Genomic DNA, 25,638 nt, shown 5'->3' with positions numbered 1-25,638 from the left:
GCCATACCGACCAACCATGTGTCAAAGGTAGCCAGTGCGCTGAGCAGCAGCAGAACCTCGATACGGGAACCTCTGCGGGTGAGACTGCCTTCGAAGGCCTGTCCGTAGCGATGCGATTTGAGGTCACGAAACGACAGCTCAATCTGCACGCGCCGCGTATACAGTGCGACCAACTGGCGTGCTGTGAGCTCGAGGCATGGAGAGGCGATCAGCAGCCAAGGTTCGCGCTCGCGCTCGGCGTGGTTGCGGCTGTCTGAGTTACGTGCCGTGACTTGGCATGCAGCAAGACGCGTGCAGGCAACGGGTTGCTGCGAGCTATTTTCATTTGTCCAAAGTCCCGTGGTGTTTGTTTGGCCAGTTCATACATGGCCTTGCATGACACCCACCGTCGACAGGCCGCAGGTACGTGGTGTTGCGCAGGCGACCCAACCACTGCCAACCCATCGCTTCGACCACGCGGAATCATGTGTAATGACCCAGTGATTTTCTGCTCAGGTGCTACCTTTTACGGAGAGCACGATGAGCCAAGTGATGGAAGAAGAGATCAAGCGTTGGACGGCGCGACGGAAGTCGGCGCTGGTGCTGGAAATCATCCAGGGCAAGACGACGGTGGCCGAAGCCAGCCGGCAGTTCGACCTGACGCCGTCGGAGATCGAGAGCTGGGTCGAGGACAGCAAGCGGGGGATGGAGAACGCCCTGCGGGCGAAGCCCGAGGACGTCCGGGAGCAATACGAGCGCCAGCTTAAGGACCTGCAGGAGGCGTACGGCGAGGCCATGCTGGAGTTGCGCGCCCGAAAAAAATTGCAGTCCCTGTTGGGCAAGGACGAGACCTGATGGTCTCGATCCAGCAGGGGCTGCGGGACGATGGCTTCGAGGTCTCGATGGTGAAGCTGTGCCGCTGGTTCGGCGTGGCACGGCGGACCGTGTACTACCAGCCGACCAAGGCGTCGCCGAAAGTCCGGTCGGAGCTGGCGGAGCCGATCAAGGCGCTGATCGAGGAGGAACCGTCGTTCGGCTACCGGACGGTGGCGGGTCTGTTGGGCATGAACAAGAACACCGTGCAGCGCATCTTCCAGCTGAAAGGCTGGCAGGTACGCAAGAGATCCGTCGGCTGCCGCCCCCGAATCCAGGCACTGCCTTCGGTGGCGCAGGTGCCGGACGAACGCTGGGCGACCGATCTGTGCCGGATCTGGGGCGGACGCGACGGCTGGCTGACCCTGGCGCTGGTGATCGACTGCTATACCCGGCAGCTGCTGGGCTGGCAGCTCTCGCGCAGCGGCAAGGCCAGCACCGCTGCCGCGGCACTGGAGCAGGCCTTGATCGCCCGGTTCGGGACTCTGGGCCAGGTGCAGACGCCGTTTCTGCTGCGCTCCGACAATGGCCTGGTGTTCACCAGCCGCGATTACACCCGGCTGGTGCGCAGCTACGGGCTGCGGCAGGAGTTCATCACGCCGCACTGCCCGCAGCAGAACGGGATGGTCGAGCGGGTCATCCGCACCTTGAAGGAGCAGTGTGCGCATCGCCATCGGTTCGAAAGCCAGCAGCACGCCAGCCGCGTGATCGGCGACTGGATCCAGTTCTACAACCATCGGCGTCCGCATCAGGCGCTGGGCATGAAGACACCCGCTGAGGCTTATGCTTTAGCGGCCTGACCTGAGCAGAAACCGCTAGGTCATTACACATGGCCCGCGGAAGCCGACGTCAGTCACCAGGATCGGCCTGGCGTCCTCAGGAAGTATATGGGCAAGTCGTCGCAGAAATTGCTTCTCGGCCTTCTGCGAAACCCGCTTACCGGCCGGAAACACCATATCCAGAATCGGCAGTGTGCGTCCTCCCACCGGGATGGCTGCACCCAACAGATGCCAGCTGCGATCAGTATTCAGATCTGACCAGTCGACCACGATCACCGGTTGCTTGCTGCGCACCAGCCAGCGCGTCATCGCGCTATAGATATGCTCGCGATCAGCATGGAGGTGAGTGTTTCCCAGCAATGGATCCAATGCCTTCAGCGGCGCGCGGATTGCGCTCCGCGCCTGGCCATGCACGCGCCAGGTCGTTCAGGGTCAGGCGTCGGCCGCGAATCATGGCCTCTACAGCGCGTAGCAACACACGACTGAGCAACGCATGCATCGAATCGAGTGCGCTGCTTAGGCTATTTTGCAATAGTCCGGTCGCGCGCATGGCGTGGTCTCCTCTGGCTTCGTAACCCGTAAGGAATGACCGCATCATACACGCACTGTTCCTTCAATCGGTGCGCAAGCTATTGATTGAACGAGAAGATTCGCGGGAAAACCTCAGTTCCTGGGGTCCGTTGCTATGATGCCTCAGACGGGGAATAGATCAGAGTATCCCTAAGGCCTGGGTTGGTTTTGGTTGTGAGGTTCCGCCCACTTACAGTTAAGCTGCAGGCCTATAGTTTAGCCATTTCACATGAAGCACAGTTCAGGCACAGGGAAAATCACACTTGAGGGCATTGGCATGGACAGTCGAAACTTGGTAGCCACAATGCTTTTCTGCTTTACCACCTTTTTCGTCAGTCAGAGTATCGCTACAACTTATATTCCATGTGACGGTTGCTCACTTTCACAAATGAGTAATGTGGCTGTTTCACATGGAGTTGGCAGGGTCTTGGTGGGGAATGTTCCCGGCAATACGATGCAGGCCTTTCGCGTTTATCTTGCTCCTCAACCCAAAGTGATGAGCAGGGTGTCAAACAACAAGAGTACACTCTTTGCGGATCTTAGTTCAACGAGCGCGCAGGAAGCGGCTGCATTTTCTTCCTACGTCGAGTTTCATAACGCAGCTCCTGTTGGATACAACAAGCACTACGAACTTAGAATTGTCAATCCAGGTGAGCCAGTCGGGGTACCTAATAGTCTCGCCGTAAAGCGATTGGGCGATTTAATTCACTCTGATACTCAATCGTATGGCCCGATGTCAGTACCGTCACCTGGCGGTGGCACAGTGGATTACCCGACACCCGGCACCAACGTGTACAACGTCATAAATAGCGGTCCACAACAGAACGCCTTTTTGCAATGGCTTACTCATTTAACAATTTATGGGATATCCAATCAGACGGGCAAATTAGTTCAAGCAGCAGGCATTCTACACATTACTGATTCCAGCTACGCACCACAATTATCTTTTACGGTTACCTTTACCGATGGAAGCCATATTGGTGTGTACGCGGATACCAAGCAGGCGCCGATACAACTTGTGGTCAACGAGGATTCGGGAGTTGACTCGCATGGTAATAACGTTCCCGCGACGGAGGAGGCTGTCACTGGATCGGGTACACAAATGTATGATTTTACTAAGTCTGGCAATGAAACTGATCACGCGAATATGTATCAACAAATCACCAGGTTCGGCGTCAACTTATCGCCTAACCTGTGGCAGTACGCTTGTGTTAGTAGCGGTGCCGGAGTGGGTAGAAGGACGGATTGCAAGTGGGTTCAGTGATCTAACGTTTTTTTTGCGACAACGCGTTTTCGTTTTGACACTTTAAATTGTCCATGACCGCCGGGCGGGGCCCGGTAGTCATTTTTTTAGTCGACGGTTGCATTTCTCGCAAGCTCGTTTTCGGCGAGCGCCGAACTAAGGAAACTCTGAACAAGTCCCTGCCGCTTGGTTACAATTAGCCGTCCACGAGGTAATAAGAATAAATGGGACGTGGCTAATTAAATTCGTGCGTCGTATAGCACGGCAAGCCACCCGTCGGGCTTAATTAGCCACCACCCCTTTACCCTTATTCCACCGGGGTAACGTGAGAACGCCAGGAAACCACAGGGACATCATAAGTTCTCATGAATTCTTGCCATTTGCTGCACCACTCATGCAGCGACCGCTTCTCATCCGCCAGTTGATAGCGCCAATAAATATTATCTCCAAGCGATGAATGCTTCCGGATAAATCCGTTGTCCCCATCAGACAACGCCAAAAGAAGACAAGCTTCCGACCCAAGTGCCACGCGCTCGCGCTCTTCGCGTTGGGTCGGTTGCCGACCGGTCAGTTGCAGGGCGGCATGGGTCGATTCGTGAACGCCCACCATGGCAGCCAACCACAGTGCTTCGTCCGGACGGCCGCGCTCACAACGACTCAGGAAGTTGAGGGCAAATCGGCTGCCGCGCCTAAAGGAAACCACATAGCGCTTGACAACTGCATCCCCGGGAACGAGCGTTATCAAGGTAGAACCGCGCGCCGGCCATCCTCCAATGCCCTTTACCACTCCGTTCAGCGCGCGGCGGAGCGATAGCGTGGCCGCCTTTGACGCAGTGCACGTTTCGGGGGCGCGGATAACTAGCTGCCAGCCACTCTGTGATTCGTATTCAAAGATCGGAGAGCTCTCGGGGAACCGCTTGAACTTCCGAGTACCGGACAGGTAGCTTCCGGAAACGGAGAGAGTGAGCCCGACGCCATGCTTGATCGTGGTGTTGAAGGCGCTATCAATTTCAACGTTTTTACGTGCAGCCTGGGTCACCATGCTGAACGACCAGGTCGGAGTGCGCACGGGGATTGAGCACCCAGAAAGGAGTAGAGCTTGCAATCCGAGAGCGGCCAATGTTCTATTCAAGCTTCCCACGCTGACTCCTGGACGAAAGGTGGCTGCCGGTGCCAGCCGGCAGCCGTTCCAACCTCGTGCCTGCAAAGCGAGCGTGTGTGGTAGCGCGTAATGCACTCTGCGGGAAAGGTAACAGTTTGCGATGCCTGTTGGATGCCTCGATATACCACCGCGGTTGTCATCAAGTCGAAACAAACGAAACAAGGGTCAGCGAAACAGGGGGCAGTACGCACTTTCCGGAGCGGGTGCAGACTTCCTTGACCTGCCGATCTTGGCGGGACCGGCGCGACGCGATAGTTGCGCTTCGACGGCCTCGCGGAAGCGCTCCGTCCCGTAGGCATGCTGGCGCTGGATATGCAGCCGGATGCTGTTCAACCCGTCCCGCGTGATGGCCTGTTCGACGTGCGTTCGATAAGCCGAGCAGCGCTCGGCCACGTTGGTGCCGGGGCTCACGTACCTTCCCACAGCGTGCCAGTACGGCGATAGCGATCATTGATGTAGCGCACATAACGCCGCCCCAACGATTGCATCATCCGCGCCACTTGCCCGCAGGCTGCGGGTGTCACAAGCAGGTGCACGTGGCCGGTCTTCAGCACGTAAGCTTGCACCGCACAGCCCTCGCGCAAGCAGTCTCGCGTAGCTCAGCCAAATGGCGAAGATGGTAGATATCGTGGAAGAAGCAGGGCTGTCGGTCATTGCCTCGTTGCACGATATGCTGGGGTACCCCGGCAAGATCGAGTCTCGTCAGACGTGGCATCTGTCGTCCTTGGCGGAAAGTCCGACCAAGCTTGCTGCCAGTACCGGTTGGCGTCTGTCGGACCAAGCCGCGCACCCTCGTCGGAAAGTGCACACTGACCTCTGCCTTCCCGTTTTCCAATTAGCCATGCTCCCTTTATTGGAGCTCATCGCTGCCGACAATCAATCTCTCAGCGCACGCCTGCTTCGCGATGGTAAGAATTCCGATTGACGATGGTCGAATGCGTGTGATGTGCTTCGCGGACCGCTCGACCACGAGACCGATGGCAACCCGGGAATAGCCGTTGCCGGTCTGGCCGTGTTTTCATGGCACAGGAAGCCCATTCATGACAAAGACCATCGACCCCGCCAAGCTCAAGGCTGCAGCCGAGCACTTGGAGCGGGTGCTGGAACGGTACCCGGACAGCACAGAGGTGAGAGGCCTCTTGCGGGCCTTATCGCCACTCATCGAGCAGGCCAAGGCAGGCATGGTGAGGGTGCCCTTCGAAGAAGCACTCATCCCTTGCGGCCGAAGTTTTGCCGAAGGCATGTACACCCAGTATGGAAGCCCCAGCGTTGACGACGCCTACTACGCGTTTGCAGCCGAACTACGGGGAGGGCGCAGCCCGGAGGAAGAACAACTGATTGCCGACACCCAAGCCATCATTGATGCGCGGAACGCTCATGAGTGATGGCTTGGTATCGACAGACTTGAGGGCACGCAACGCCGCCGACATCTCCGAAGCGAAGACGTTTGAGACGCACGGGGTATCCAGAAAGGCGGCAATGGAGTTTCTCCGCTCTCCGGAAGGCACCATATTCAGGCAAAGGCTGATCGAAGCGGACCCCGGTGCCACGGCGTCCACAATCGTTGATCGCGCGATTCAACAAATCGGCTCCGGCATCGAGGTCCCTCGCATGGAACTCAGCGCAGAGCCGCTGCTCAAGATTGTTCCCGTCGGCCAGCAAGTCCCATCCTTCTCGCCGTTCTTTGTCCGGCAGTCGGTGTTCGAAGATGCCTTGGCCTCGGGCAAAAGTCTTTCCAACTACTTCGGATTGCCGATCAAGAGCGAGGCTCCGCGGTACGACATCATGGTGATGCGACCGCTGGCACCCACGGAAATATTCATTCACCGGGTGGCTCCAACCTCCGAGCTGCGTGGTCTGGTGAACAAGGCCGGTGGCGGCGAGCAGGTGCTGGTTCCCAACCGCAAGCTGTACGAACCACCAACCTATCTCAAGAGCATCGACGACAGTCTCGCGCTCCGAGCCGAGCGCAGGGTGGGTCTGGCGGTGAAAGGGCTAGGCACAGGCGCTGCCACGATCCTCATGGCCCTCGACGCCTACACCACCGCCAAGCAATACCAGACGCTAAGCGCACAGAGCAACCCGTTCGGCGCCGACGCGTTGCTTCGCCGCTATGAAGGGCGCACGGCGGGTGGCGCGACCGGAGGGATCGGAGCGGGTGCCGCCTATGGATTTGTGGCGGGCGCGGAAACTGGCCCCGGCGCGCTCGTCACTGGCGTGGTCGGCAGCGTGGTGGGGGCATTTGAAGGCGACCGGCTTGCCGTGACGATCACCGAGCACAAGGTCAATCATCAGACCGGCGCCGACGGCGTCACCTACATGTACGAAGGCGGTGTCTGGAAGCACACGCACTATCAGCTCGATCCCGATGGCTCTGCGGTGCCGAACCCTTACGGCGCCCCATCGATGCAGGCGGCGGTGACGACGGCACCGGCCGAGCAGGTGGCGCAACTGGACTACCAGCGCATGACCGCGATCACCTCGCTGGCGCTGGCCAATCCGGCCACGCAGGACACGCGGCTGATCGAGCTGGATGGCATCCGCTGGCACGCCACGCGCACCGGTTGGGCGCAGACGGTGGAACTCCCCGGCCTGCCCAACAACAGCTTCGGCATTCCTGCTTTCACGACGGTGGACCGGCCTGCCGATGCGCAGACCGCCAAGGCGCTGGACCAGCTCGCCGCCAACCGGGAATTCAACAACACGCACTACGCCGAGGCCGTGGCCAACGCCTACGTGATGGATTACTACGGCAAGGGCTGGAGCGAGACCGGTCCTCTGCCCGAGGTTGTTACCCAGGCTCTCGGGCTGGCCAGCGAGCAGCACATCACCGACCCGCAGACCGGGCACGCCTGGAACGCCGACGGCCACGGGCATTTCAGCAGGGAGGAAACGCGGCTGATCGGCAGGGTGGTGATCCACGAGACGCACGGGGCGAGCGGCGAGGAGCTGTCGCGACTCAGCCAGCTGCAACAGTCGGCCGTTCGCGCGCATGCGGACTACGGCAGACAGTTGATCGCGCAGAAGTACGAAGAGTGGCGGGCGACGCAGCTGCATGCGCCGATCGAGCGCGGCGCCATCGGACCCGATCATCATCCAGCTCCGCCCGAATCCGTGCCAACGTCTCCCGACCTGACATCCGCATCCACACGCACGGCGCCGCCGATCACGCCGGCAAGTTCCGATCGCGCCATGTTCGATGCGCTGGTCGCGGCCGCGCGCACGATGGACATCGACGCCATGCGTTCGATCGGCCAGCAATACCTGCAGTCGGAACAAGGGCAGGCGTGGCTGGCGGCGGGGCAACAACTCAACCAGCAACTTGCGCAGCAGGCGGGACGGGAGGTGCAGGCGCAGCAGGCAGTGGCCATGCAGCGATGAGGAGGGAACCCATGCACCCGCACTTCCTCACGCTCCCTTTTTCCGTCCCCTTTTTTCGCGGGCCGTGCCCGCCCTACAGCTTCGCCAGGAACGCATCCAGCAGCGCGCCGCGGTATTTCTGCCGATGCAGCAGCAGGGAGAGTTTGCGGCGCAGGTCGAGGAAAGGCGTGCGCAGGGCCTTGAGGTGGCCGGCGGCGACGGCGTCGGTGATGGCCACGGCGGGGAGGCAGGCGATGCCGAGGCCGGCGACCACGACCTGCTTGATCGCCTCGATCTGGTCGAGTTCCAGCACCGTTTCGCCGGGAGGAAGTTGCGAGAGCACGCGTTCGCTGGTGGCGCGGGTGGCCGAGCCGGGTTCGCGCAGCACCCAGCGCGCGCCAGCGAAGTCGGCAGGTTTCAGGCTGCGCTTGCGTGCCAGCGGATGTTCCGGCGGCGCGCAGACCACCAGCAGGTCGTCGCACCACGACCGCACTTCTAGTTGCGGGTGGGTCACCGGGCCTTCGACGCAACCGATGTCCAGGCCGTGGTCGAGCATGGCGGCGGCAATCGTCTCGGTGTTGGCCACGCGCAGGCGGATCGCCACCTGCGGGTTAGCGCGCACGAAGGCGCCCAGCAATTCGCCGACGCGATAGTTGCCCACCGTGTTGCTGGCGCCGATGCGCAGCTCGCCAGCCAGCGCGGCGCCCTCGACGCGCGCGCGGCGGCCGAACTCGGCGTGGCGCTCGAGCAGCTCCTGCGCCAGCGGCAGCAATTCGCGCCCGCGCGCGTTGAGATGCAACCGGCCACGCTGGCGGTCGAACACCGGTGTATCGAGTTGGCGCTCCATTTCGGCCAGCGCCATGCTGGCGGCGGGCTGGGTCAGGTGCAGGCGTTCGGCCGCCGCGCGCACGCTGCCGAGCACTGCGACCTGCACGAACACATCCAGTTGGCGCGGGCTGATGTTGGTCATCAAGGCATCTTATACACGTAATCAGAAGTTCAAAGTTCTATTGATGGCTGGCCCACCCGACAATGGCGGCTTCCTGCGGAGTCCCCATGAACGCCTCCCCGATCGCTGCCGCCCCCAAACCCTCCCTGCGCAACCGCGCACCCGGCCTAGCGCTGGCCGTGGCGATCGGCGTGCTGGCGCTGCTGCTGGGGCGCTGGGTGCCGCTCATCGGCGGGCCGGTGTTCGGCATCGTGCTGGGCATCATCGTGCGCAACGTGTTCGCGCCGGATGCGCGCTTCACGCCGGGCATCCAGTTCGGCGGCAAGCAGGTGCTGCAGTGGTCGATCATCGCGCTGGGCTTCGGACTGAGCCTGACCCAGGTGGCGAAGACCGGGCTGGAGTCGCTGTGGGTGACCCTGATCACGATGAGCGTGGCGTTTCTCAGCGCGTGGCTGCTGGGGCGCTGGCTGGGCGTGCACGACAAGCTGAAGATCCTGATCGGCGTGGGCACGGCGATCTGCGGCGGCTCGGCGATCGCCGCAGTGACGCCGATCATCAAGCCGGACGACCATGACACCGCGTTCGCGATCTCCACCATCTTCCTGTTCAACGTCATCGCGGTGCTGCTGTTTCCGCTGCTCGGCCACCTGCTGAACCTGTCGGATCTCGGTTTCGGCCTGTGGGCCGGCACCGCGATCAACGACACCTCGTCGGTGGTGGCCGCCGGCTACAGCTACAGCCATGCCGCCGGCGACTACGCCACCATCGTCAAGCTGACCCGCGCCACGCTGATCATCCCGATCTGCCTGGTGCTGGCCTTCGTGGTGGCGGCCCGCGAGAAGCGCCAGCACGCGCAGGCCGGCGACGCAGGCGGCTTCAGCCTCGCGCGCATCTTCCCGTGGTTCATCCTGTGGTTCGTGGTGGCTTCGGGCGTCCGCACGCTGGGCCTGGTGCCGGTCGCGATCCAGCCGGCGCTGCACATGCTGGCCGAGTTCATGATCATCGTGGCGCTCACCGCGATCGGGCTCTCCGCCAACCTGCGCAAGATGGTTTCCAGCGGCGCGCGGCCGATCCTGCTGGGGCTGGGCGTGTGGATCGCGGTGGCGGTCAGCAGTCTGCTGGTGCAGTTGCTGATCGGGCGGCTCTAGCGGTTTTTCGGGATTCGCTGAAAAGCATCACCCGCGGGCGGGCTCCTACGGTCCCGCGGGCGGCCGGCGGCGTTGCAGGTCGAGGCCACCCTTTAGCTTGAGGAACCGGGCTCAGCGCTTGTCCAGCGAGTACTTGCCCGGCCCGGTGATGCTCAGCAGGATCAGGCCGCCGACGATGCTGATGTTCTTGTAGAAGCTGATCATGCTCAGGTAGTGGGCCATGCCTTCCATGTTCCAGTAGCGGTGGCCGATCAGCGCCGCGGCAAGGGTGTAGAGGGCGAGCGCGAGTGCCAGCGGCCGGGTGTAGAAGCCGAGCACGATCAGGATGCCCACGACGAACTCCATCAGCACCGCGATCAGGGTCAGCAGCCCCGGTAACGGCATGCCGGTGGAGGTCATGTAGGTGACGGTGGCGGTGAAGCCGGTGAGCTTGTCCAGCCCGAACTTCACGAACAGCACCATGAGCAGGATGCGGGCCAGCAGGATCAGCTCGTCTTTGCGATTCGCGAACAGGTCGTAGCGCATGGTTTCCTCCCTCGCCGTCGGCGTCATCAGCGCAGCGCACCTTCGCGCTGCGGACCAGGCTCGCCGCCGCACCGTGGCGCATGCGTGGACGCCATCCACGCGATGCCCGGCGAGGCCCCTCGCGGTCATCCTACGCCATTCGATCGAGGTGTACAGGGTGCCGGGACGACCATGCGTGGCGCCGTGGCGCCCGGTCTTCCGGGCCGCTTCCCCCGCACGCGGGGGAAGCGGTCGCGGGCTTCATGCGGGCAATCAATGGGCGGGGGTGTAGGTCAGCTCCGCGTCGCGCCGGTCGATGTGCGACGCGTTCATCTCGGTCACCTCACTGAGCGTCTTGCGGAGGTCCGTTGTCGCATCCTTGCCGTAGACGCCTTCGACCATCTTCCACAGGCTGGGGTTGGCGTCGGCGCCAAATTCGGCCCAGCTGGGCGCATAGCTCACCACCATGAAGTCGGGCGCATCTGCGCCGCCGTCGATGACCCGCACGAAACGGTAGGGGTAGGCCCATTTCGATTTCGCCGCCGCCGCGGCGATCTTCTTCGCCATGTCGACGAATGTCTTGTCGTGCATGTAGCCGTGCTTGAGCTTGAAGTAGGTGATCTCCATGAGGTCGCCCGACATCCCTTTCGGTGTCGTGTGGCTCATCTCGGCCTCCTCCTGGATGAACGCACTGGACTCGCTCTTGAGGTGCGGGTTCACCTGCTGCTGGAACGTCGCGTCGCAGGCTTTGCCCTGCGTGCGCATCGCGTCGAAATCCGCCCAGCTGACGGGGTCGGAGACGTACGAATAGGCGTAGACATCGCCGGTTTCATGGGTCAGTGCCGTCCAGGCGTATTTGAAGCCATGCTCGCTCAGGCACTTGTTGTAGCTCTTGATGCCGGCGAGATAAGCCTGCTGGCTAGCCGGTGCCACGGTGTCGGTGTAGATGCGCGAGACCTTCGCGGGCGCGTCGGCCGCGGCTGCGCCGCCCATTGCCAACAGCAAACCCGCAGACAACACACTCAGTGCAATGCCTTTCATGAGTCCTCCCCGCAGGGTCGAAGACCCTGCCCGCATGGTGTCGGGTCACCGCCGCCACGCATGTGGCAGCGGCCCAACCGCGCGAGTATGCGCGCGCCATCCGGCCGCCGGCGGGCCCTCGGCAGAAAATAAATTCCGGGAAACGGGGGTCTCGCCGGGCGCTGCTGGCGCGGAACATGCTACGCGACGATGACCGCGCGACCGCGGGTGCTCGCCGCGGGAGCCTCAGGCCCGCCCCTGCTCCGCCAGGGTCAACGCCACCTTGTCGCGCAGGTACACCGGCAAGGCCTGCTCCGGCGCCAGCAGGTGACCGGCGCGGAACTCGCGCAGCGCCAGTTCGGCAACATGCGCGGCCTGCGGATAGCGCAGGCCATCGGCCGAATGCAGCGCACCGCTGAGGCGCTGGCTGATCGTCGGCGCATACGTGGCCCAACCGCTGCCGACCACCTGCCAGGCGGCGGCCACGGGCAGCTCCAGGGTCTCGGCGGTGCAGATGCGCTCCTCGTCCAGCGCCAGCAGGCCGCCGTTGTCGTCGCGGCGATAGCTGGCGGCGTAGATCTCGCCCATGCGCGCGTCGATCACGGCGAGGATCGCGGTGCCCGCTTCTTCCGGTGCCTCCAGCGCCAGCGCGGCCAGCGAGGAAATGGTGACTACCGGCAAGTCCAGCGCCAACGCCATGCCCTGCGCCAGCGACACGCCCAGGCGCACGCCGGTGAACGCGCCGGGGCCGCGGCCCACCGCGATCGCGTCGAGCGCGTGGCGGCCGATGCCGGCTTCGGCCAGCAGCGCGTCGGCCATCGGCAGCACCAGCTCGGTGTGCCGGCGCGGCGCGATTTCGCTGCGGGCGATCAGTTCTTCGCCGTGGATCAGGGCGACGGAGCAGGCTTCGGTGGCGGTTTCGATCGCAAGCAGGTTCATGATCGCTCCATGATAGCGGCTGGCGACTCGCCCGACGCGGGGCCGCAGGCATACCAGTCGATGCGCCGGGTCAGGAACATCATCAGGCCGACCACCGCCAGCAACACCAGCGCGCCGACCAGCAGCGCGTATTGCTCGGCGGCGATCAACCCGTACAGCATCGCGTAGATCAGGCCGAGCACGCCGCCGAGCAATGCGCCGGCACGCCGCGCGCGCAGCACCGCCATCGCATAGCCGCCCACCAGCAGCACCACCGCGGCGGCGGCCAGCGCATAGGCCGGACCGAACCCGACCTGTTCGGACAACGCCAGCAGCACCACGTAGAACGTGGCCAGCGCCGCGCCGACCAGCAGGTATTGCACCGGATGCACGCGCAGCCGCTTGAGCACCTCGAACAGGAAGAACGCCACGAAGGTCATCGCGATGAACAGCAGCCCGTATTTCCCCGCGCGCACGTTGCGCTGGTACACGTCGACCGGCTGGTACAGCTGCACGCCGAAGCTCGACGACGCCAGCGCGGCGTCGATGTGCTCGCGATCGGTCCAGTGCTGGCCGTAGCTGCGGTTGAGATCGAGCAGATGCCAGCGTGCGCTGAATCCGGTGGCGTCGATCCTGTGTTCCAGCGGCAGCGCCGCGCCGATGAAGCTGGGATCGTTCCACGGCGCGTGCATCTTGACGTCGGTGCTGCGCGCCAGCGGCAGCCATTGCAACGCCTCGGTGCCGGCGAGCTTCAAGGTGATCTGCACGTCGACCGGCTGGGCGCCCAGCGCATCCAGGTCGATCGGCACCACCACGTTCGGCCACGGGCCGAGCCGCTCGGCGGAGGATTCGAAGCGTGCCGGCTGGCCGTTGATGCGCAGCTCGCTCACTTCCTGCAGGCCGCGCAGGTCGGCCAGCGCCAACCGCAGCTCGGCCTTGCCGGCCCGCCACGGCGCATCGCTGGCGCGGCGGAACTGGGCCAGATCCTGCGCGCGGAACTGCGCAGCCAGCTTCACCGTGGCCACGTACACCGGCGCGCTGTAGATGCCGTAGCTGCGTGTGTCCACGCTCATCGCCACGTCCATCGCCAGCGTGTCGGCCAGGATGCTTTCGCTGCCGGCCTGCCACTGCGGCGTGGTTGCACCCGCCGGCGTCACCTCGCGCAGCGTCGGCACCACCAGCAGCGGCCCGCCCAGCACCTGCTTGCCGCCCCAACCCTGCGCGATCTGCGTGATCGCCGTCGTGCGCAGCTGCTGGCGCTCACTGACCAGGCCACGCACTTGCAGCAGCGGTATCGTCATCAGCAACGCCAGCAACCCGACCCCCAGCACCTTGGCGGTCACTGTCTGTGTCCACTTGCCCATCGCATTCGCTCCCCGTTGGCGGAGCGTCGATCACACCAGTGCGGGCGGCCTTGCAGCGGGCGACGGCGGGCGGGATGCGGGCCGAGTCATGGCATCGCGGGGGAGCCGGCAGCCACGATGGCGGCGCGCAACTGCCGATAGCCCTCGACCAGCCGTGGACCGGGTCGGCCAAGGCAGGCCTCGCTGATCGCATGGATGCGGTCGTGCTGCACTGCCGGCACCTCGGCCCAGTCCGGGCGCCCGCGCACCTTGTCGGCGCGGTAGTTCTCCACCTTCACGCCGCACCAGCTCATCACCACGATGTCGGGGCGCGCGGCCGCCGCGTCGGCATAGTGCAGCGGCACGCTGCGGGCATCCACCTCGCCCCACGGGTTGATGCCGCCGGCAAGGTGGATGATGTCGTTCACCCACGACTGCCGGGCCACCGCGATCACCGGCTTGGGCCACCATTCCACCAGCACGCGCGGACGCGCGCCGGGCACCTCCGCCGCCGGCATCGCCGCACGCATCGACGCCACCAGCGAGGCGCCGCGTTCGACCACGCCCAACGCGGCGGCGATGCGCCGGATGTCGTCGTACACGTCATCCAGGGATTGCGGATCGCACACCAGAGTGGCCAGCCCCGCCGCATGCAGCTCGGCGACCACCTGCTCGTGCCCCGGCACGGTCAGCGAACTCAGCACCAGGTCCGGTTCCAGCGCCTGCACCGCCTCCACGTCCAGATCCAGATCGCGCCCGGTACTGGGCAACCGCGCCACCACGTCGGGCGGGTAATCGGAATCGGCATCCACGCCAACCAGCTGGTCGGCGCAGCCCAGCGCGCAGACGATCTCGGTGTTGGAGCAGGTGTGGGAGAAGATGCGCATCGGCATGCCGGCCTCGGGAACTGCCGCAGTGTGGCGCAATGCCTGCGTGCGAGCCAAGGCGTGCCTGCCGGCCTTGCTCGGGCCGGGCTGGCTTCCGGCAGGCCGAAGGCGAATGAATCCATCGACAGCACGCTGCAGGTCATGCCGCCATCGGCCGGAAGCGATCGCCCGAACGTGCGCTGCGGGCGAATCTTGCGCCGCTGTCCCCGCGTGGCGATTCGCAATTTCCTGCATGTTTTTCTTGCGCCGGTGGCCGCCGATCGGGTGCGCCCGTGATGGCCCGGTGATATTCCGCGGGCCGCTCAAGCGCCTGCGGCCTTGCACGCGAGAGACGTATCGCCGGCGTTTGATGGACGTCAATATCGCGGGCATCCGATCGGCAAAGACTGCCCCCGTATCCAGCCATCACACTGGAATCGTGGGGAGCATGTCATGAACGCTTGCCGGAACAGCCTCATTGCGAGCCGGTTCACTGCCTTCGCCCGACCACCGCGCTGGATCGCGCTGATCGCGCTCGCATGGCTGGGGATACCCACCCCGGCATCGGCGGTGCCCTCGTACGCGCGGCAGACGCAGCAACCGTGCGTAGCCTGCCATGTGGGCGGCTTCGGGCCGGAGCTGACCCAGTTCGGGCGCCAGTTCAAGCTGATGGGCTACACCATGAAGGTCGGCGAGCAGACCGACGTGCCGCTTTCGGCGATGCTGGTGGAGTCGTTCACGCACACGCAGAAAGCCCAGGCGGAAGCTCCAGCCAAGGGCTTCGGCACCAACGACAACACCGAGCTGCAGCAGGCGTCGGTGTTTCTGGCCGGGCGGTTGAGCGAGCACACCGGCGTCTTCGCGCAGGCGACCTACTCCGAGAACGGCGGCCTGCTCGGCTGGGACAACGTGGACTGGCGCTATGCGCGCATGTTCAGCCATGGCAAACACAGCGGCATCTGGGGCATCTCGGTCAACAACAACCCCACCGTCAGCGACGTGTTCAACACCGCGCCGGCGTGGATGTACCCGTACATGTCGGCGGATCTGGCGCCCGGCGCCCCGGCTCAGCCGATGTTGTTCGGCGGCCTGGGCGGTCAGGTGATCGGCGCCAGCGCCTACGTGCAACTGGACGGCGCGTGGTACCTGGAGGCTGGCGGCTACCGCTCGCTGTCGCCGGCGTTCCTGCGGCACGTCAATGCCGGCTACGACGGCCGCCTGAGCGGGGTCACGCCATACACGCGGGTGGCCTACACGTGGAACCTGCCCACTGGCAGCCTCTCCCTCGGCGGGTTCATGCTGGACATGCGCCGCGGACTGGCTGGCCCCAACGCAGTCGGCGACGCGGTCGCGCTGCCCGGGCCGACCGACCGGTTCCGCGACTTCGGCGTGGATTCCAGCTACATGTACGCCAATGGCGACCACGTCGTCACCGTCGACGGGCTGTACGTCCACGAGAGCCAGCGCCTGGATGCCACCTACGGCGATGGCGGATCGAACCATCTGCACGACACGCTGCAGTCGCTCAACCTCAAGGGCAGCTACTGGTACCGCCACACCTACGGCGTGACCCTGGCGTCGTTCGTCGACAACGGCAGCAGGGACGTCACGCTCTACGGCAACGACGGCTCGCCGAACACCCAGGGCGAAAGCGTCGAGTTCGACTACAGCCCGTTCGGCCAGTCCGGCTCGTGGCATCAACCCTGGGCCAACGTGCGGCTGGGTCTGGAATACACCTGGTTCAACCGTTTCAGCGGGCGCGTGCACGGCGTCGACGGCGCAGCGCGCAACGCCAGGGACAACGACACGCTCTACTGCTACGTCTGGCTGGCGATCTGAGCAGGTCGGCCCTGGCGAAAAACCCGGCCCCGGCTCACGGACTTGCCGGACAGGAGGCCGGCAAGCGCCAAGCGGGGCGGCCTTCTCTTCTGGCTGCGGTTCTCCTGGCCACGCAAGAGAAAAATGACTCGGTCGCCGAAGACGATCGACCGCTCTTCGCCTTGGGGTGTCACGAGCAAGAGCATCGCGCACAACGCACAAGGTGCGCTCCTGCAGGCACGCGGGAACGCCCATGTCGGAAACCGCGATGGTGAACGTGATGTCCGCGACGGTGACGGAAAACTGCCGGGCAATGCCCGCGCTGCTCCGGGCGCATCCGGAGCCGCTGGATGTTTCCATCCCCTTCGACAGGCTCACACGATCCCCGTGCGCATGTTGATGGGCCAGGTCACCGGCCGTCGCGTTTCCGGATCGCCCCAGCGCGCGGCCAGCTCCGTCGAGAAACGCTCGATCAGCTGACCATGGCCTTCCTTCACGGCATGTTTCACTGCCGACCAGGTCGCGATGTAGCCCATGAGCTCGCCGAGCGACCATGTTTTCCGTATCGCCATCGCGGGCGGCGGGAACTCCGCGAATGGAAAGTCGAGGTCCGCGTAGCCGCGGTCGACCAGCTGCCGTTCCGGCGGCCAGAAGCGGCCGATGCCCTCGCGGTAGAAGCGCAGGAAGCACGCATCCAGCTCCTCGTCCAGTTTCGGCACGCCGTAACTGACCAACGCCAGCAGGGCGCCGGGCCGGGCGATGCGCCGGACCTCGGCATGGAACGCGGCGAGGTCGAACCAATGGGCGGCTTGCGCGGCAGTCACCAGGCTCGCGCTGCGATCGGGCACGGGCAGGTGTTCGGCGGCGGCCTGGGCATACCGCACGCGTTCGCTGACTGGCGCGTGTGCGATCTGGTCGACGCTGGGATCGAGGCCGAGCACGGCGTCGAAGTGCGCACCGAGCTGCGCCGTCAACTGGCCGCTGCCACAGCCGACATCGACGGCAAGGCGGGTGTCGGGCGCGGCCTGCGCCAGGAAGGCGGCCAGCGCCGGAGGGTACTCCGGGCGGAATCTGGCGTAGTTCTGTCCGCCGGCCTGGAACCAGTTGGCGACGTGATCACCTCGTTCAACGGACATGCGTTTCTTCCGGGTTCGTGCATGGGCCTCGGCAGGCGCCTCGCAAATCCATGCTGCTCCAGCGCGTGCGCCACGTCTTCGCGCACGCGCAACCAAGGGTAGACGGTTTGTGTTTCCAGCGCGTGGATGACGTGCCTGAAGCCGAACCCGCGGGGCACAACCCCGTGCAGTCATCGCGCGTACCGCGCGGGTAACGCGCCACCCAGCGCATATCGAAACCGGGTCACCCCTGCCCCATGCGCCCGCGCCGTGCGGCGTCGCGGCGCAGGCGCGGCGCGCCCGCGCGGCATGCAAGGCCGTGGCACACGGCTTGCTCATCCATCGTCATGGCGGCATCGCGAATCCGATGCCGGCCATCGCCGTTCCGCGCGTCGCGATCGCACCGATGCCGCGGGACGGGCGCCACCACACACCTGTCTTCAGCCAAGGCTTCACGGAGATCACGATGGCCAGTCGCAATGAAAAGGAAAAACCGCTGGATCTGACAGTCACCTTTGTCGGACTCGATGATGGACAGCAGCCGCCGCGCTTTGCGGCGTACAAGGTGGACGTCAGCGGCCGCCCGATCAGGAAGCTGGGCAGTTACGACGGCAAGCTGTTGCGGCTGGACCCGGGCGAGGCCAGCGCGATCGCGTTCGGACCGGACGTCGAGGATTACAGGACGCTGCCGACGGACAGCCTGGCGCGCTACCGCGTGGCGCAGCAGGTCGACCTGTGGCGCAAGCAGGGACTGGTGCTGGGGCCGGATATCTGGAACCGCTTCCACTTCCGTTTCCAGTGCGTCAGCGGCACCGTGAGCAAATGCCGGCCGTGGTTCTGGGACCTGCTCGACGATATCCGTCTGCAGCCGATGTACGCGCTGGCCCAGGTCGCGCGCATCAAGCCGATCACCGCGGAGCTGCGCCCGCATCTGCGCTTCCCGCTGCGTTGCGAGACACTGTGCGACGGCGTCGTGGAGGTCTACGAACGCGAATGCTGTTGCCGCTGGTTCCGCATCCCGGACCTGCTGGACCGGTTGCGCGAGATTCTCGCGGTGCTGCCGATACCGCTGCCGGACCCGATCCCCGACCCGATCCCCGGGCCGGACCCGGCGCCCTTCGACCCGCGTTCGCTGCGTGCCGCGGCGCGCGACATCCAGCAGCGCAAGGCGGCGTTCGATCTTGCCGCCACGCCACCGGAAAACCTGCACCAGGATTTCCTGGCGCTGCGTGCGATGCCGGAAGATGCGGCGCGCGAGTACGTGCTGGCGCGCCCGTACCTGTACCCGATCTTCTGCCACTGTTCGGTGCGCAAGGTCGGCGAGACGATGATCCAGCCCGGTGGCCGTTTCGACCTGTGCTACCTGCGCCCGCCGTTCCACCTGGCGCACGAGCATTGCGTCACGACCTACGCCTACCGCGTGCGGCAGATGATCAACGGCGCCTGGCACGTCGTCTACGACGGGCTGGCCGCACACCAGTATTTCGCCGCCGGCAGCACGGCGGACATCCACAGCTACGATCCGCAGGCGCGCGTCTGCGCCGACGGCCCGGGCGAGCCGCCGCCGAACGGCAACCTGCCGTTCGTGATGCTGGAGCACGTCGGCAGCTATGGCAGCTTCCACTTCAACTTCCCGGTGCAGACCGGGGTGTCGCAAGTCGGCGCGCTGGATGCCGACGACGGCACCTTCACCACCTCGTACGCGCCGGACTGCCCGTGGGGCGGCGGGCTGGGCCTGCGCCTGTGGTTCTCGCCGGAGCTGGAGCCGCTCGTGAAGTACTACCGCCTGAAGGTGTTTGCGCTGAGCGATGCCGGCACGCCGGTCGGTGCGCCGATCGTGCTGAACGACTCGGTCACCTGGGACAAGCTGGTGGACATTCCCGGCGACGTGGTGCGCGCACCGGAACTGCTGGGCCCGGCCACCGTCGGCGCGGAAAGCGACCTGTTCAAGGTGCCGTACTGGAGCTCTCCCGACCACCGCTACCTGAGCGGGCAGTTCCACCAGGGCTGGAACACGGCGCAAAGCCAGTTCCCCGACGGCAAGTACATGCTGGTCATCGAAGTGTTCGATGCCGCCGGCAACCGGGTGAAGCCGAACGGCGCAAGCGGGCCGGGCACGGCGCAACCGTTCGAATTCCGCCGCTGGATGTCCGCGGTGGATACCGACCCGGTGCCGTTCGCCGACGCGGCGCACGTGTTCTGGGTGGACAACACGCCGGTGGGCGGCGATATCGTCGACCTGCGCAAGAACGGCGTCGCCAACACCAGCCAGTGCCAGTTCATGACGGGCCCGGCGGCGAGCACCTTCGCCATCGGCTTCCGCGCCTACCACCTGCACGGCGTCGAGCACGCCGGCAACGGCGACGGCAATTCGTTCATGTGGCACTACGGCATCGGCTGGCAGCGAGGCCTGAACGGCAACAGCGGTGCGCTCGGCCCGGCACCGTCGGGCGGCAACAACCATACCGACGTCGGCGAGACCGGCGGCGCGGTGTCCTCCGGCAGCGAGACGTTCCAGACCATGCTGACCGACACCACGCAGGTGCCCAGCGTCGTGCTGAGCAAGTGCACCTTCAGCGTGACCCTGCACGTGTACGCCAAGCACTTCACCGGCAGCGGCCGCATCCAGGGTTACGACTATGCGGAGACGGCCTCGTTCGCACTGGAGATCACCAGCTGACGGCAGGCCAAATGGAGGCAACGGCATGGATGCCGCCGTCGGGGCTGCGCGCCAGGCGCTTGCGCGATATCGGCAAGCGCCTGGCGCGCAGCCTTCTTTTCGCTCCACACGTCCGGCCCGCCATCCTTCGGGCCGGCTTTGCCATTTCGCGCCGCGGCCGCGACGCGACGACAACCTCTCCCGGCCATACCGGATAGAAGGCGACCCGGCTGCACCCTGCAGACGAAAACCCTTGCCTGCGGACCGCGAGCCTCGGCCTGGCAAGCACGGCCACGCTTTCGGCTATACCCTGCCCGGGCGTCGGGCGGCTTGAGCCGCCCGCGAGTTCCCAGGAGGCGCCGCGATGAGCCTGCAGCCGGAAACACCCCGCCACGCCGCGGCGAAGACGCCGTCCGCGCTGCGCCGGATTCCGGCCGGCATCTGGGCGCTGGGCATGGTCTCCATGCTGATGGACACCTCCTCGGAGATGATCCACGCGCTGCTGCCGGTGTACCTGGTCGGCGCGCTTGGTGCCTCGGCGCTCGCGGTCGGCGTGATCGAGGGCATCGCCGAATCCACCGCGGCGATCACCAAGGTGTTCTCCGGCGCGCTGTCGGACTGGCTCGGCCGGCGCAAGCTGCTGGTGGCGATCGGCTACGGGCTGGCCGCGTGCACCAAGCCGGTCTTTCCGCTGGCGAGCACGCTCGGCTGGGTGGTCGCGGCGCGCTTCGTGGATCGTGTCGGCAAGGGTATTCGTGGCGCGCCGCGCGATGCGCTGATCGCCGACCTGGCACCGGCCGAGTTGCGTGGCGCCTCGTTCGGTCTGCGCCAGTCGCTCGACACCACCGGCGCGTTCCTCGGCCCGGGGCTGGCGATCGCGTTGATGTGGCTGACCGCCGACAACATCCCGCTGGTGTTCTGGTTCGCGGTGGTGCCGGGCTTTGCCGCGTTCGCGCTGGTGGTGTTCGGCGTGCGCGATGCGCCGGGCGACCGGGAAAGCAGGCGGGCGCGTTCGCCGTTGTCGCGCACCGAGCTGGCACGTCTGCCGCCGCTGTACTGGGGCGTGGTGACGATCGCCGCGGTGTTCACCCTGGCCCGTTTCAGCGAGGCCTTCCTGGTGCTGCGCGCGCAGGAGCTGGGCCTGGGGCTGGTGCTGATCCCGCTGGTGCTGGTGGTGTTGAACGTGGTGTATGCGCTCTCGTCCTATCCGGTCGGCGTGCTGGCCGATCGTTTCGGCCACGGCACGCTGCTCGCGCTGGGCGTGCTGGTGCTGGTGTTGGCGGATCTCGCGCTGGCCTTCGTCGGCGGGTTGGCGGGGCTGGCGCTGGGCGTGGCGTTGTGGGGACTGCACATGGGCATGACCCAGGGCCTGCTGGCGGCGATGGTTGCCGACGCCGCGCCGGCCGATCTGCGCGGCACGGCGTACGGCATGTTCAACCTGGTCGGCGGGCTGGCCCTGCTGGCAGCCAGCGTGGTGGCCGGCGCGCTGTGGGACGCGTTCGGCTCGCGCGCCACCTTCCTCGCCGGTGCCGGTTTTGCCGTGGTGGCGTTGCTGGCGCTGGTGCCGGTGGCGCGGCAGGTGCACAGGCATCGCCCGGCATCGCACTGAGCGACGCGCCAGCAGCGGGGTCCCGGCTCATGGAAGCTGCACCCGGACGCTCAACGAGCGCCGCCGGACGGATGCTCCGCGGGACGGCCGCGCAGCGCATGTCGCGTGCGCACCGAACTCGCATCGGCGTACCATCGCCGGGCTGATTGGGGGGCCGGCCGCGCCACGCGGGGATGGCCGTTTCGTCACTTGACCCGGGGAAATTCCATGAGCGGAGAATGGCGCAGTGCTGCGGCACAAACCTTTGTGGGCGGTCGAATCACGCAGGTGGACAGCTACTGGCCGGCGAATACGTTGGCCGCCGACATCTTCCAGCTCATCGACGACTGGGATCTGTGGGGCGAAGCTTTCGGCGGCAAGGCAAAGAAGATCAAGGATCGCTGGCGCACGATGCTGGTGCTGCGCAACGGCGTGAAGTCCGCCGGTGGCCTGGTGCGCAAGGTCGGCGGCGTGCTTGGCGGCAAGAGCGAGGCCGGGTTGGGAACGGACCTGCTCCAGGAGCTCAAGGCCAACGTGGTGACCCCGTTGCAGAACCTGGCCAACCAGGCGCCGCTGACGATCAATTTCAGCGCAACCGGCTGGTTCGGCACGGGGCCCGGCTTCGACGAATACATCACCATGTGGGATCGGCATACCACCGATGCGGCGCTGACCGCCAACCAGGACCCGAAAAACCCGGCCCATGTGCGGGCCAAGGCCGACCGTCACGCGCTGTACGGCCAGTTCGCCGACGGCAAGACCCAGGTGGGCGCGGCCGGCCTGGTGCTGCCGCACGTGAAGAAGCAGGGCGGCACCACGGCGCCGGCCACCATGCATTACTCCCCCAACCATGTGCGTGCGCCCGGGGCGGCGGCGGACTCCCAGGTATTTGCGGCGCTGAACTACGGCCGCCGAGTGCATGGCTCCAATACCGAGTACGGCAAAAGCGTGTTCGAGCTGGACGACGGCTTCAAGAAGGACGCGATCTACTTTGCGATGGACACCTTCACACCGGTCTCCAACGGCAGCGGCTTCAAGGCGAAGGGCGATCGCGGCAAGCTTTACCAGGTGAGCTTCAACACGTTCGGCGGCGCCATCCTGCTGGCGACCCGATCGCAGTACCAGGCCAATCCCAGCGCGACCCACCTGGCCAACGCCAAAGCCCTGGTGGCCGACTTGCTGGCCTCCGCACACAACGGCAATCCGCGGCCCGACAGCGCGGAGAACCACCTGCTGATCGAGGCACACATCTTCCGGCGGGTACGCATGGTCCCGGCGCAAGTGCGAGCCGTGCACATATCGCGCGGGGAATGCGGCGCCAACCTCAACGCCGTCCAGACCAACGCCGCGCAGTTCAGCCGGCGCACCGGGGTTCAGGTGGATTACATCGACTGAGTTGCCGCAGGCGAGCGAGCGCTCCTGCCCTCGAATGCAAAAACATCCAGACGCGACGAGGGCGCCCGCCTCCCGGCGGACGCCCTCGCAGGTGCCTCGCGGAACTTACAGGGCCGCGTTCAGCGCACTCACGATGCCGCTGCCGAAGCCGCTGGCGTAGTCCCAGCCGACCGTCGCCGTCTCACCGCCATTGCTGCCGGAGGTGACGTCGTGATAGCTGGCGGTGGATACGCTGTACAGGTGCGGCCCGGCGAAGCCCAGCGTCGGATGCGCCGCGAGCATGCGGGCCCAGGTGGCCGCGAACAGCGGTGCCGCCAGGCTGGTGCCGCCGTACTGCGCATTGCTGCCATTGACGATGATGATCGCACCGGAGTTGGGATCGGCGTCGAAGGCCACATCCGCCACGTCGCGGGTAGTGCCGCCGCCCTGGGTCTGCCAGCTCGGTTTCGGTTCGACCGTACTCGGGCTGCCGCCCGCGCCGCTCCACAGTGTCTCGCTCACCCAGCTGTTCGACGCGCCGGTGCTCAGCGACGTACCGCTCACCGCCACCACGTACGGCGAACTGGCCGGGTAGCTCGGCGTGGTGCCGGTCGGCTTCTTGGTGCATTCGTTCGAGCCGGAGTCGCCGGTCGAGATGGAGAACGTCTGGCCCTGCGCCACGCCCAGCGCGAGGATCTGGTCATCCGCCGCCATCGAGCCGTCCTGGTAGGCGCTGGTTTCGCATTCGCCGAGCGAGACGTTGACGACCTGTGCCTGGTTGTCGCTCACCGCCTTGTTGAACGCGGCGGTGAGATCGCTGTTGGAGAGCGAGTTGGCCGCGTAGAAGATCAGCTTGCCGACCCCGCCGGACATCGCGACGATGTCCTGGCTGTCCAGATCCCACTCGGGCGTGCCGCTGGTGTCGGTACCCGGCGTGCTCACCGTCACCACCTGCGTGTTCACTGCCGGCAGGCCGTTGGTGCTGGTGAACTGGTTGAGATCCTTCAGCGGCTGGGTCATGTCGCCATCGCTGATGATGCCCACCGTGACCGTGGAAGCGGTCGGGGTGCCGCCCACGTTGTAGATGGTCGGAAACGCGGTCGGGTTGTGGCCGACCAGGGTCGCGCCGCCACCACCGCCCGGCCGGCCCTTCTCCACGCGTCCCTGCGTCGAAGCCTTGGCCAGCATGGTGTGCGGATGCGTCACCGTCTGCAGGCCGCTCACCGACAGCACGACGTCGGCCAGTGCCGCCGGCACCTTGGCGTCGTCGATGTTGGCGAAGGCGGCGCGACCGTGCTCGTCGGTGGCCTTGACGAAGCGCGTGCCGAACGCGGCCCCCGCATTGCCGGCGGTACCGTCCGCCGAAACCAGCAGGCGGTTGGCCGATATGCTGACGTGGCTGAAGCCGGCCTGGCTCAGGTAATCGGCCACGGCCTGCGCCTGCGCCTGGCTCGGCAGGAAGTTCGCGGCCACGTCGCTCGACTGCAGCTTGGCGCGGAACAGCGGGCTGGCCGGGTTGTGTGCGGCGGCGATGAAATCGTCGAGCGCACCCTTGTTCCGGATCTTCAGCGTCACCTGCACGTGCAGCGGCATGCTGGATGCCACCAGGCTGCTCATGTTCACCGACGCGGCCGGCACGTGCGCATGCGTGGCCGTCGTCTTCCACGTCGAGTCGACGCCGGCCGCCGCTGCGACCGTGGACGCCAGCGCCCAGATTGCCCCCATTGCCAGACACAGCGAAGTCTTCTTCATCTGCATGGTTGATCCCCGAGGTTGATGGTGCGAACAGAAAAATTCCGGTCATTGACGAATCGGAATCCCGTGACGCGGCCCTGGTCCCACCCAACGAATCCCTGGCCTCGCCAGTCCTCGACGCTAACACGCGGGGGCGGCGAATAATCCGTGCAGCCGTCAAAAAAACGCATGCAAGTGGTTGATTCGCAAAAGCTTGCGGAAACGCATGAAATCGCGACAGGCGGCGAGGCGGTCGAATCCGGCTTGCCGCACCTGGCCATCAGGCCCGCCGATGACGGTGAGTCCTTCGGTGCCCGCAAATGCCGTTGCAGGCACCGCCGCTACTTGAGGTAGCTGCGCAACACCGCCAGTACCGGGAGGAGTTCGTCCTGCCGTTTGCTGCTGCCGCGGCCGGCCACGTGCGAGCGCAGATGGCCCTCCATCACCTGCAGGATCAACCCGTTGACCGCGCCGCGCACGGCTGCCAGCTGCTGCAGCACGGCGCCACATTCCGTGTCGCCTTCGATGGCGCGTTCGAGCGAGGCCAGCTGGCCGTTGATGCGGCGCACGCGGGCGACCAGCTTCCGGCGGTTTTCCTGGATGTGCGACACGGCGACTGCCTCCCGTCATATACTG

At 65.4% G+C, this 25,638-nt stretch carries 24 protein-coding genes and 1 pseudogene; 11 read left to right on the top strand and 14 right to left on the bottom strand.

Going from position 1 to position 25,638, the window contains the following annotated elements:
- Positions 1–92: 92 nt before the first annotated feature.
- Positions 93–149, bottom strand: a pseudogene (locus tag ACVCMG_RS14170) (hypothetical protein); the annotation flags it as partial.
- 370 nt (positions 150–519) lie between these two features.
- On the opposite strand from ACVCMG_RS14170, the gene ACVCMG_RS14165 reads away from it, so the two are divergent.
- Together ACVCMG_RS14165 and ACVCMG_RS14160 are read left to right on the top strand one after the other, a co-directional pair.
- Positions 520–834, top strand: a complete 315-nt coding sequence (locus ACVCMG_RS14165; RefSeq protein WP_395117671.1) for a DUF1153 domain-containing protein — start codon at positions 520–522, stop codon at positions 832–834.
- On the top strand, positions 834–1,652 hold the full coding sequence (locus ACVCMG_RS14160) for an IS3 family transposase (protein ID WP_447114409.1): 819 nt from the start codon (positions 834–836) through the stop codon (positions 1,650–1,652). Before ACVCMG_RS14165 ends, ACVCMG_RS14160 begins: the two co-directional genes overlap by 1 nt.
- A 15-nt stretch (positions 1,653–1,667) precedes the next feature.
- On the opposite strand, the gene ACVCMG_RS14155 is transcribed toward ACVCMG_RS14160, so the two are convergent.
- Positions 1,668–2,045 (bottom strand): hypothetical protein, encoded by a 378-nt coding sequence (locus ACVCMG_RS14155; protein WP_447114408.1) that lies wholly within the window; start codon positions 2,043–2,045, stop codon positions 1,668–1,670.
- Between the two features lie 385 nt (positions 2,046–2,430).
- Here ACVCMG_RS14155 and ACVCMG_RS14150 point away from each other — a divergent pair, with 385 nt between their 5' ends.
- Positions 2,431–3,465, top strand: a complete 1,035-nt coding sequence (locus ACVCMG_RS14150) for a hypothetical protein (RefSeq protein ID WP_395120036.1) — start codon at positions 2,431–2,433, stop codon at positions 3,463–3,465.
- A gap of 286 nt (positions 3,466–3,751) precedes the next feature.
- Here the strand turns inward: ACVCMG_RS14150 and ACVCMG_RS14145 are convergent, their stop codons facing one another.
- From ACVCMG_RS14145 to ACVCMG_RS14135, 3 genes are all read right to left on the bottom strand, one after another.
- Positions 3,752–4,513, bottom strand: a complete 762-nt coding sequence (locus tag ACVCMG_RS14145) for a hypothetical protein (protein WP_395120037.1) — start codon at positions 4,511–4,513, stop codon at positions 3,752–3,754.
- A 258-nt stretch (positions 4,514–4,771) separates the two neighbouring features.
- Entirely contained in the window at positions 4,772–5,017 is a 246-nt protein-coding gene (locus ACVCMG_RS14140; protein ID WP_447114407.1) for a hypothetical protein, read from the bottom strand.
- A complete protein-coding gene (locus ACVCMG_RS14135) occupies positions 5,014–5,142 on the bottom strand; it encodes a hypothetical protein (protein ID WP_395136029.1) in 129 nt (42 codons plus the stop codon). Before ACVCMG_RS14135 ends, ACVCMG_RS14140 begins: the two co-directional genes overlap by 4 nt.
- A 71-nt stretch (positions 5,143–5,213) precedes the next feature.
- On the opposite strand from ACVCMG_RS14135, the gene ACVCMG_RS14130 reads away from it, so the two are divergent.
- From ACVCMG_RS14130 to ACVCMG_RS14120, 3 genes are all read left to right on the top strand, one after another.
- On the top strand, positions 5,214–5,531 hold the full coding sequence (locus ACVCMG_RS14130; RefSeq protein WP_447106631.1) for a hypothetical protein: 318 nt from the start codon (positions 5,214–5,216) through the stop codon (positions 5,529–5,531).
- Positions 5,532–5,646: 115 nt separating this feature from the next.
- Positions 5,647–5,991 carry a hypothetical protein gene (locus ACVCMG_RS14125; RefSeq protein ID WP_395120040.1) on the top strand — a complete coding sequence of 115 codons (345 nt, stop codon included), beginning with the start codon at positions 5,647–5,649 and terminating at the stop codon, positions 5,989–5,991.
- Positions 5,984–7,987 carry a hypothetical protein gene (locus tag ACVCMG_RS14120; protein ID WP_447114406.1) on the top strand — a complete coding sequence of 668 codons (2,004 nt, stop codon included), beginning with the start codon at positions 5,984–5,986 and terminating at the stop codon, positions 7,985–7,987. Before ACVCMG_RS14125 ends, ACVCMG_RS14120 begins: the two co-directional genes overlap by 8 nt.
- A gap of 73 nt (positions 7,988–8,060) precedes the next feature.
- On the opposite strand, the gene ACVCMG_RS14115 is transcribed toward ACVCMG_RS14120, so the two are convergent.
- The gene (locus ACVCMG_RS14115; protein WP_447106634.1) at positions 8,061–8,936 is read right to left on the bottom strand and encodes a LysR family transcriptional regulator; all 876 of its coding nucleotides are present in this window, start codon (positions 8,934–8,936) and stop codon (positions 8,061–8,063) included.
- An 86-nt stretch (positions 8,937–9,022) separates the two neighbouring features.
- On the opposite strand from ACVCMG_RS14115, the gene ACVCMG_RS14110 reads away from it, so the two are divergent.
- Complete coding sequence (locus ACVCMG_RS14110) at positions 9,023–10,063, top strand: YeiH family protein (RefSeq protein WP_447106635.1); 1,041 nt, start codon at positions 9,023–9,025, stop codon at positions 10,061–10,063.
- A gap of 111 nt (positions 10,064–10,174) precedes the next feature.
- Here the strand turns inward: ACVCMG_RS14110 and ACVCMG_RS14105 are convergent, their stop codons facing one another.
- From ACVCMG_RS14105 to ACVCMG_RS14085, 5 genes are all read right to left on the bottom strand, one after another.
- Positions 10,175–10,588 (bottom strand): DoxX family protein, encoded by a 414-nt coding sequence (locus tag ACVCMG_RS14105; RefSeq protein ID WP_395120044.1) that lies wholly within the window; start codon positions 10,586–10,588, stop codon positions 10,175–10,177.
- A gap of 252 nt (positions 10,589–10,840) precedes the next feature.
- Positions 10,841–11,608: a hypothetical protein gene (locus ACVCMG_RS14100; protein ID WP_447114405.1), complete on the bottom strand. Its 768-nt coding sequence runs from the start codon at positions 11,606–11,608 to the stop codon at positions 10,841–10,843.
- 225 nt (positions 11,609–11,833) lie between these two features.
- On the bottom strand, positions 11,834–12,526 hold the full coding sequence (gene tsaB / locus ACVCMG_RS14095; protein WP_395120046.1) for a tRNA (adenosine(37)-N6)-threonylcarbamoyltransferase complex dimerization subunit type 1 TsaB: 693 nt from the start codon (positions 12,524–12,526) through the stop codon (positions 11,834–11,836).
- Entirely contained in the window at positions 12,523–13,869 is a 1,347-nt protein-coding gene (gene creD / locus ACVCMG_RS14090; RefSeq protein WP_395120047.1) for a cell envelope integrity protein CreD, read from the bottom strand. The genes tsaB and creD overlap by 4 nt, the downstream gene beginning before the upstream one ends.
- An 86-nt stretch (positions 13,870–13,955) precedes the next feature.
- On the bottom strand, positions 13,956–14,741 hold the full coding sequence (locus tag ACVCMG_RS14085; protein ID WP_447114404.1) for an ABC transporter substrate-binding protein: 786 nt from the start codon (positions 14,739–14,741) through the stop codon (positions 13,956–13,958).
- A 426-nt stretch (positions 14,742–15,167) separates the two neighbouring features.
- On the opposite strand from ACVCMG_RS14085, the gene ACVCMG_RS14080 reads away from it, so the two are divergent.
- Positions 15,168–16,553, top strand: coding sequence for a cytochrome C (locus ACVCMG_RS14080; protein WP_447106637.1), 1,386 nt, complete (start codon positions 15,168–15,170; stop codon positions 16,551–16,553).
- A gap of 353 nt (positions 16,554–16,906) precedes the next feature.
- Here ACVCMG_RS14080 and ACVCMG_RS14075 read toward each other — a convergent pair whose 3' ends face one another.
- A complete protein-coding gene (locus tag ACVCMG_RS14075) occupies positions 16,907–17,668 on the bottom strand; it encodes a class I SAM-dependent methyltransferase (RefSeq protein WP_395120052.1) in 762 nt (253 codons plus the stop codon).
- A 445-nt stretch (positions 17,669–18,113) separates the two neighbouring features.
- On the opposite strand from ACVCMG_RS14075, the gene ACVCMG_RS14070 reads away from it, so the two are divergent.
- The 3 genes from ACVCMG_RS14070 (at position 18,114) to ACVCMG_RS14060 (ending at position 23,289) form a co-directional block, all read left to right on the top strand.
- On the top strand, positions 18,114–20,327 hold the full coding sequence (locus tag ACVCMG_RS14070) for a hypothetical protein (RefSeq protein WP_447106638.1): 2,214 nt from the start codon (positions 18,114–18,116) through the stop codon (positions 20,325–20,327).
- A gap of 343 nt (positions 20,328–20,670) precedes the next feature.
- Complete coding sequence (locus tag ACVCMG_RS14065) at positions 20,671–21,915, top strand: MFS transporter (protein WP_447114403.1); 1,245 nt, start codon at positions 20,671–20,673, stop codon at positions 21,913–21,915.
- A gap of 207 nt (positions 21,916–22,122) precedes the next feature.
- Positions 22,123–23,289 carry a hypothetical protein gene (locus ACVCMG_RS14060; RefSeq protein ID WP_395120055.1) on the top strand — a complete coding sequence of 389 codons (1,167 nt, stop codon included), beginning with the start codon at positions 22,123–22,125 and terminating at the stop codon, positions 23,287–23,289.
- A gap of 105 nt (positions 23,290–23,394) precedes the next feature.
- Here ACVCMG_RS14060 and ACVCMG_RS14055 read toward each other — a convergent pair whose 3' ends face one another.
- Entirely contained in the window at positions 23,395–25,020 is a 1,626-nt protein-coding gene (locus ACVCMG_RS14055) for a S53 family peptidase (protein WP_447114402.1), read from the bottom strand.
- A 323-nt stretch (positions 25,021–25,343) separates the two neighbouring features.
- Positions 25,344–25,613 (bottom strand): metal/formaldehyde-sensitive transcriptional repressor, encoded by a 270-nt coding sequence (locus ACVCMG_RS14050; protein ID WP_395120057.1) that lies wholly within the window; start codon positions 25,611–25,613, stop codon positions 25,344–25,346.
- Positions 25,614–25,638: the final 25 nt, after the last annotated feature.

This window comes from Rhodanobacter sp. UC4451_H18 (assembly GCF_052978225.1).
This window is presented reverse-complemented; position numbering and strand designations above follow the sequence as displayed.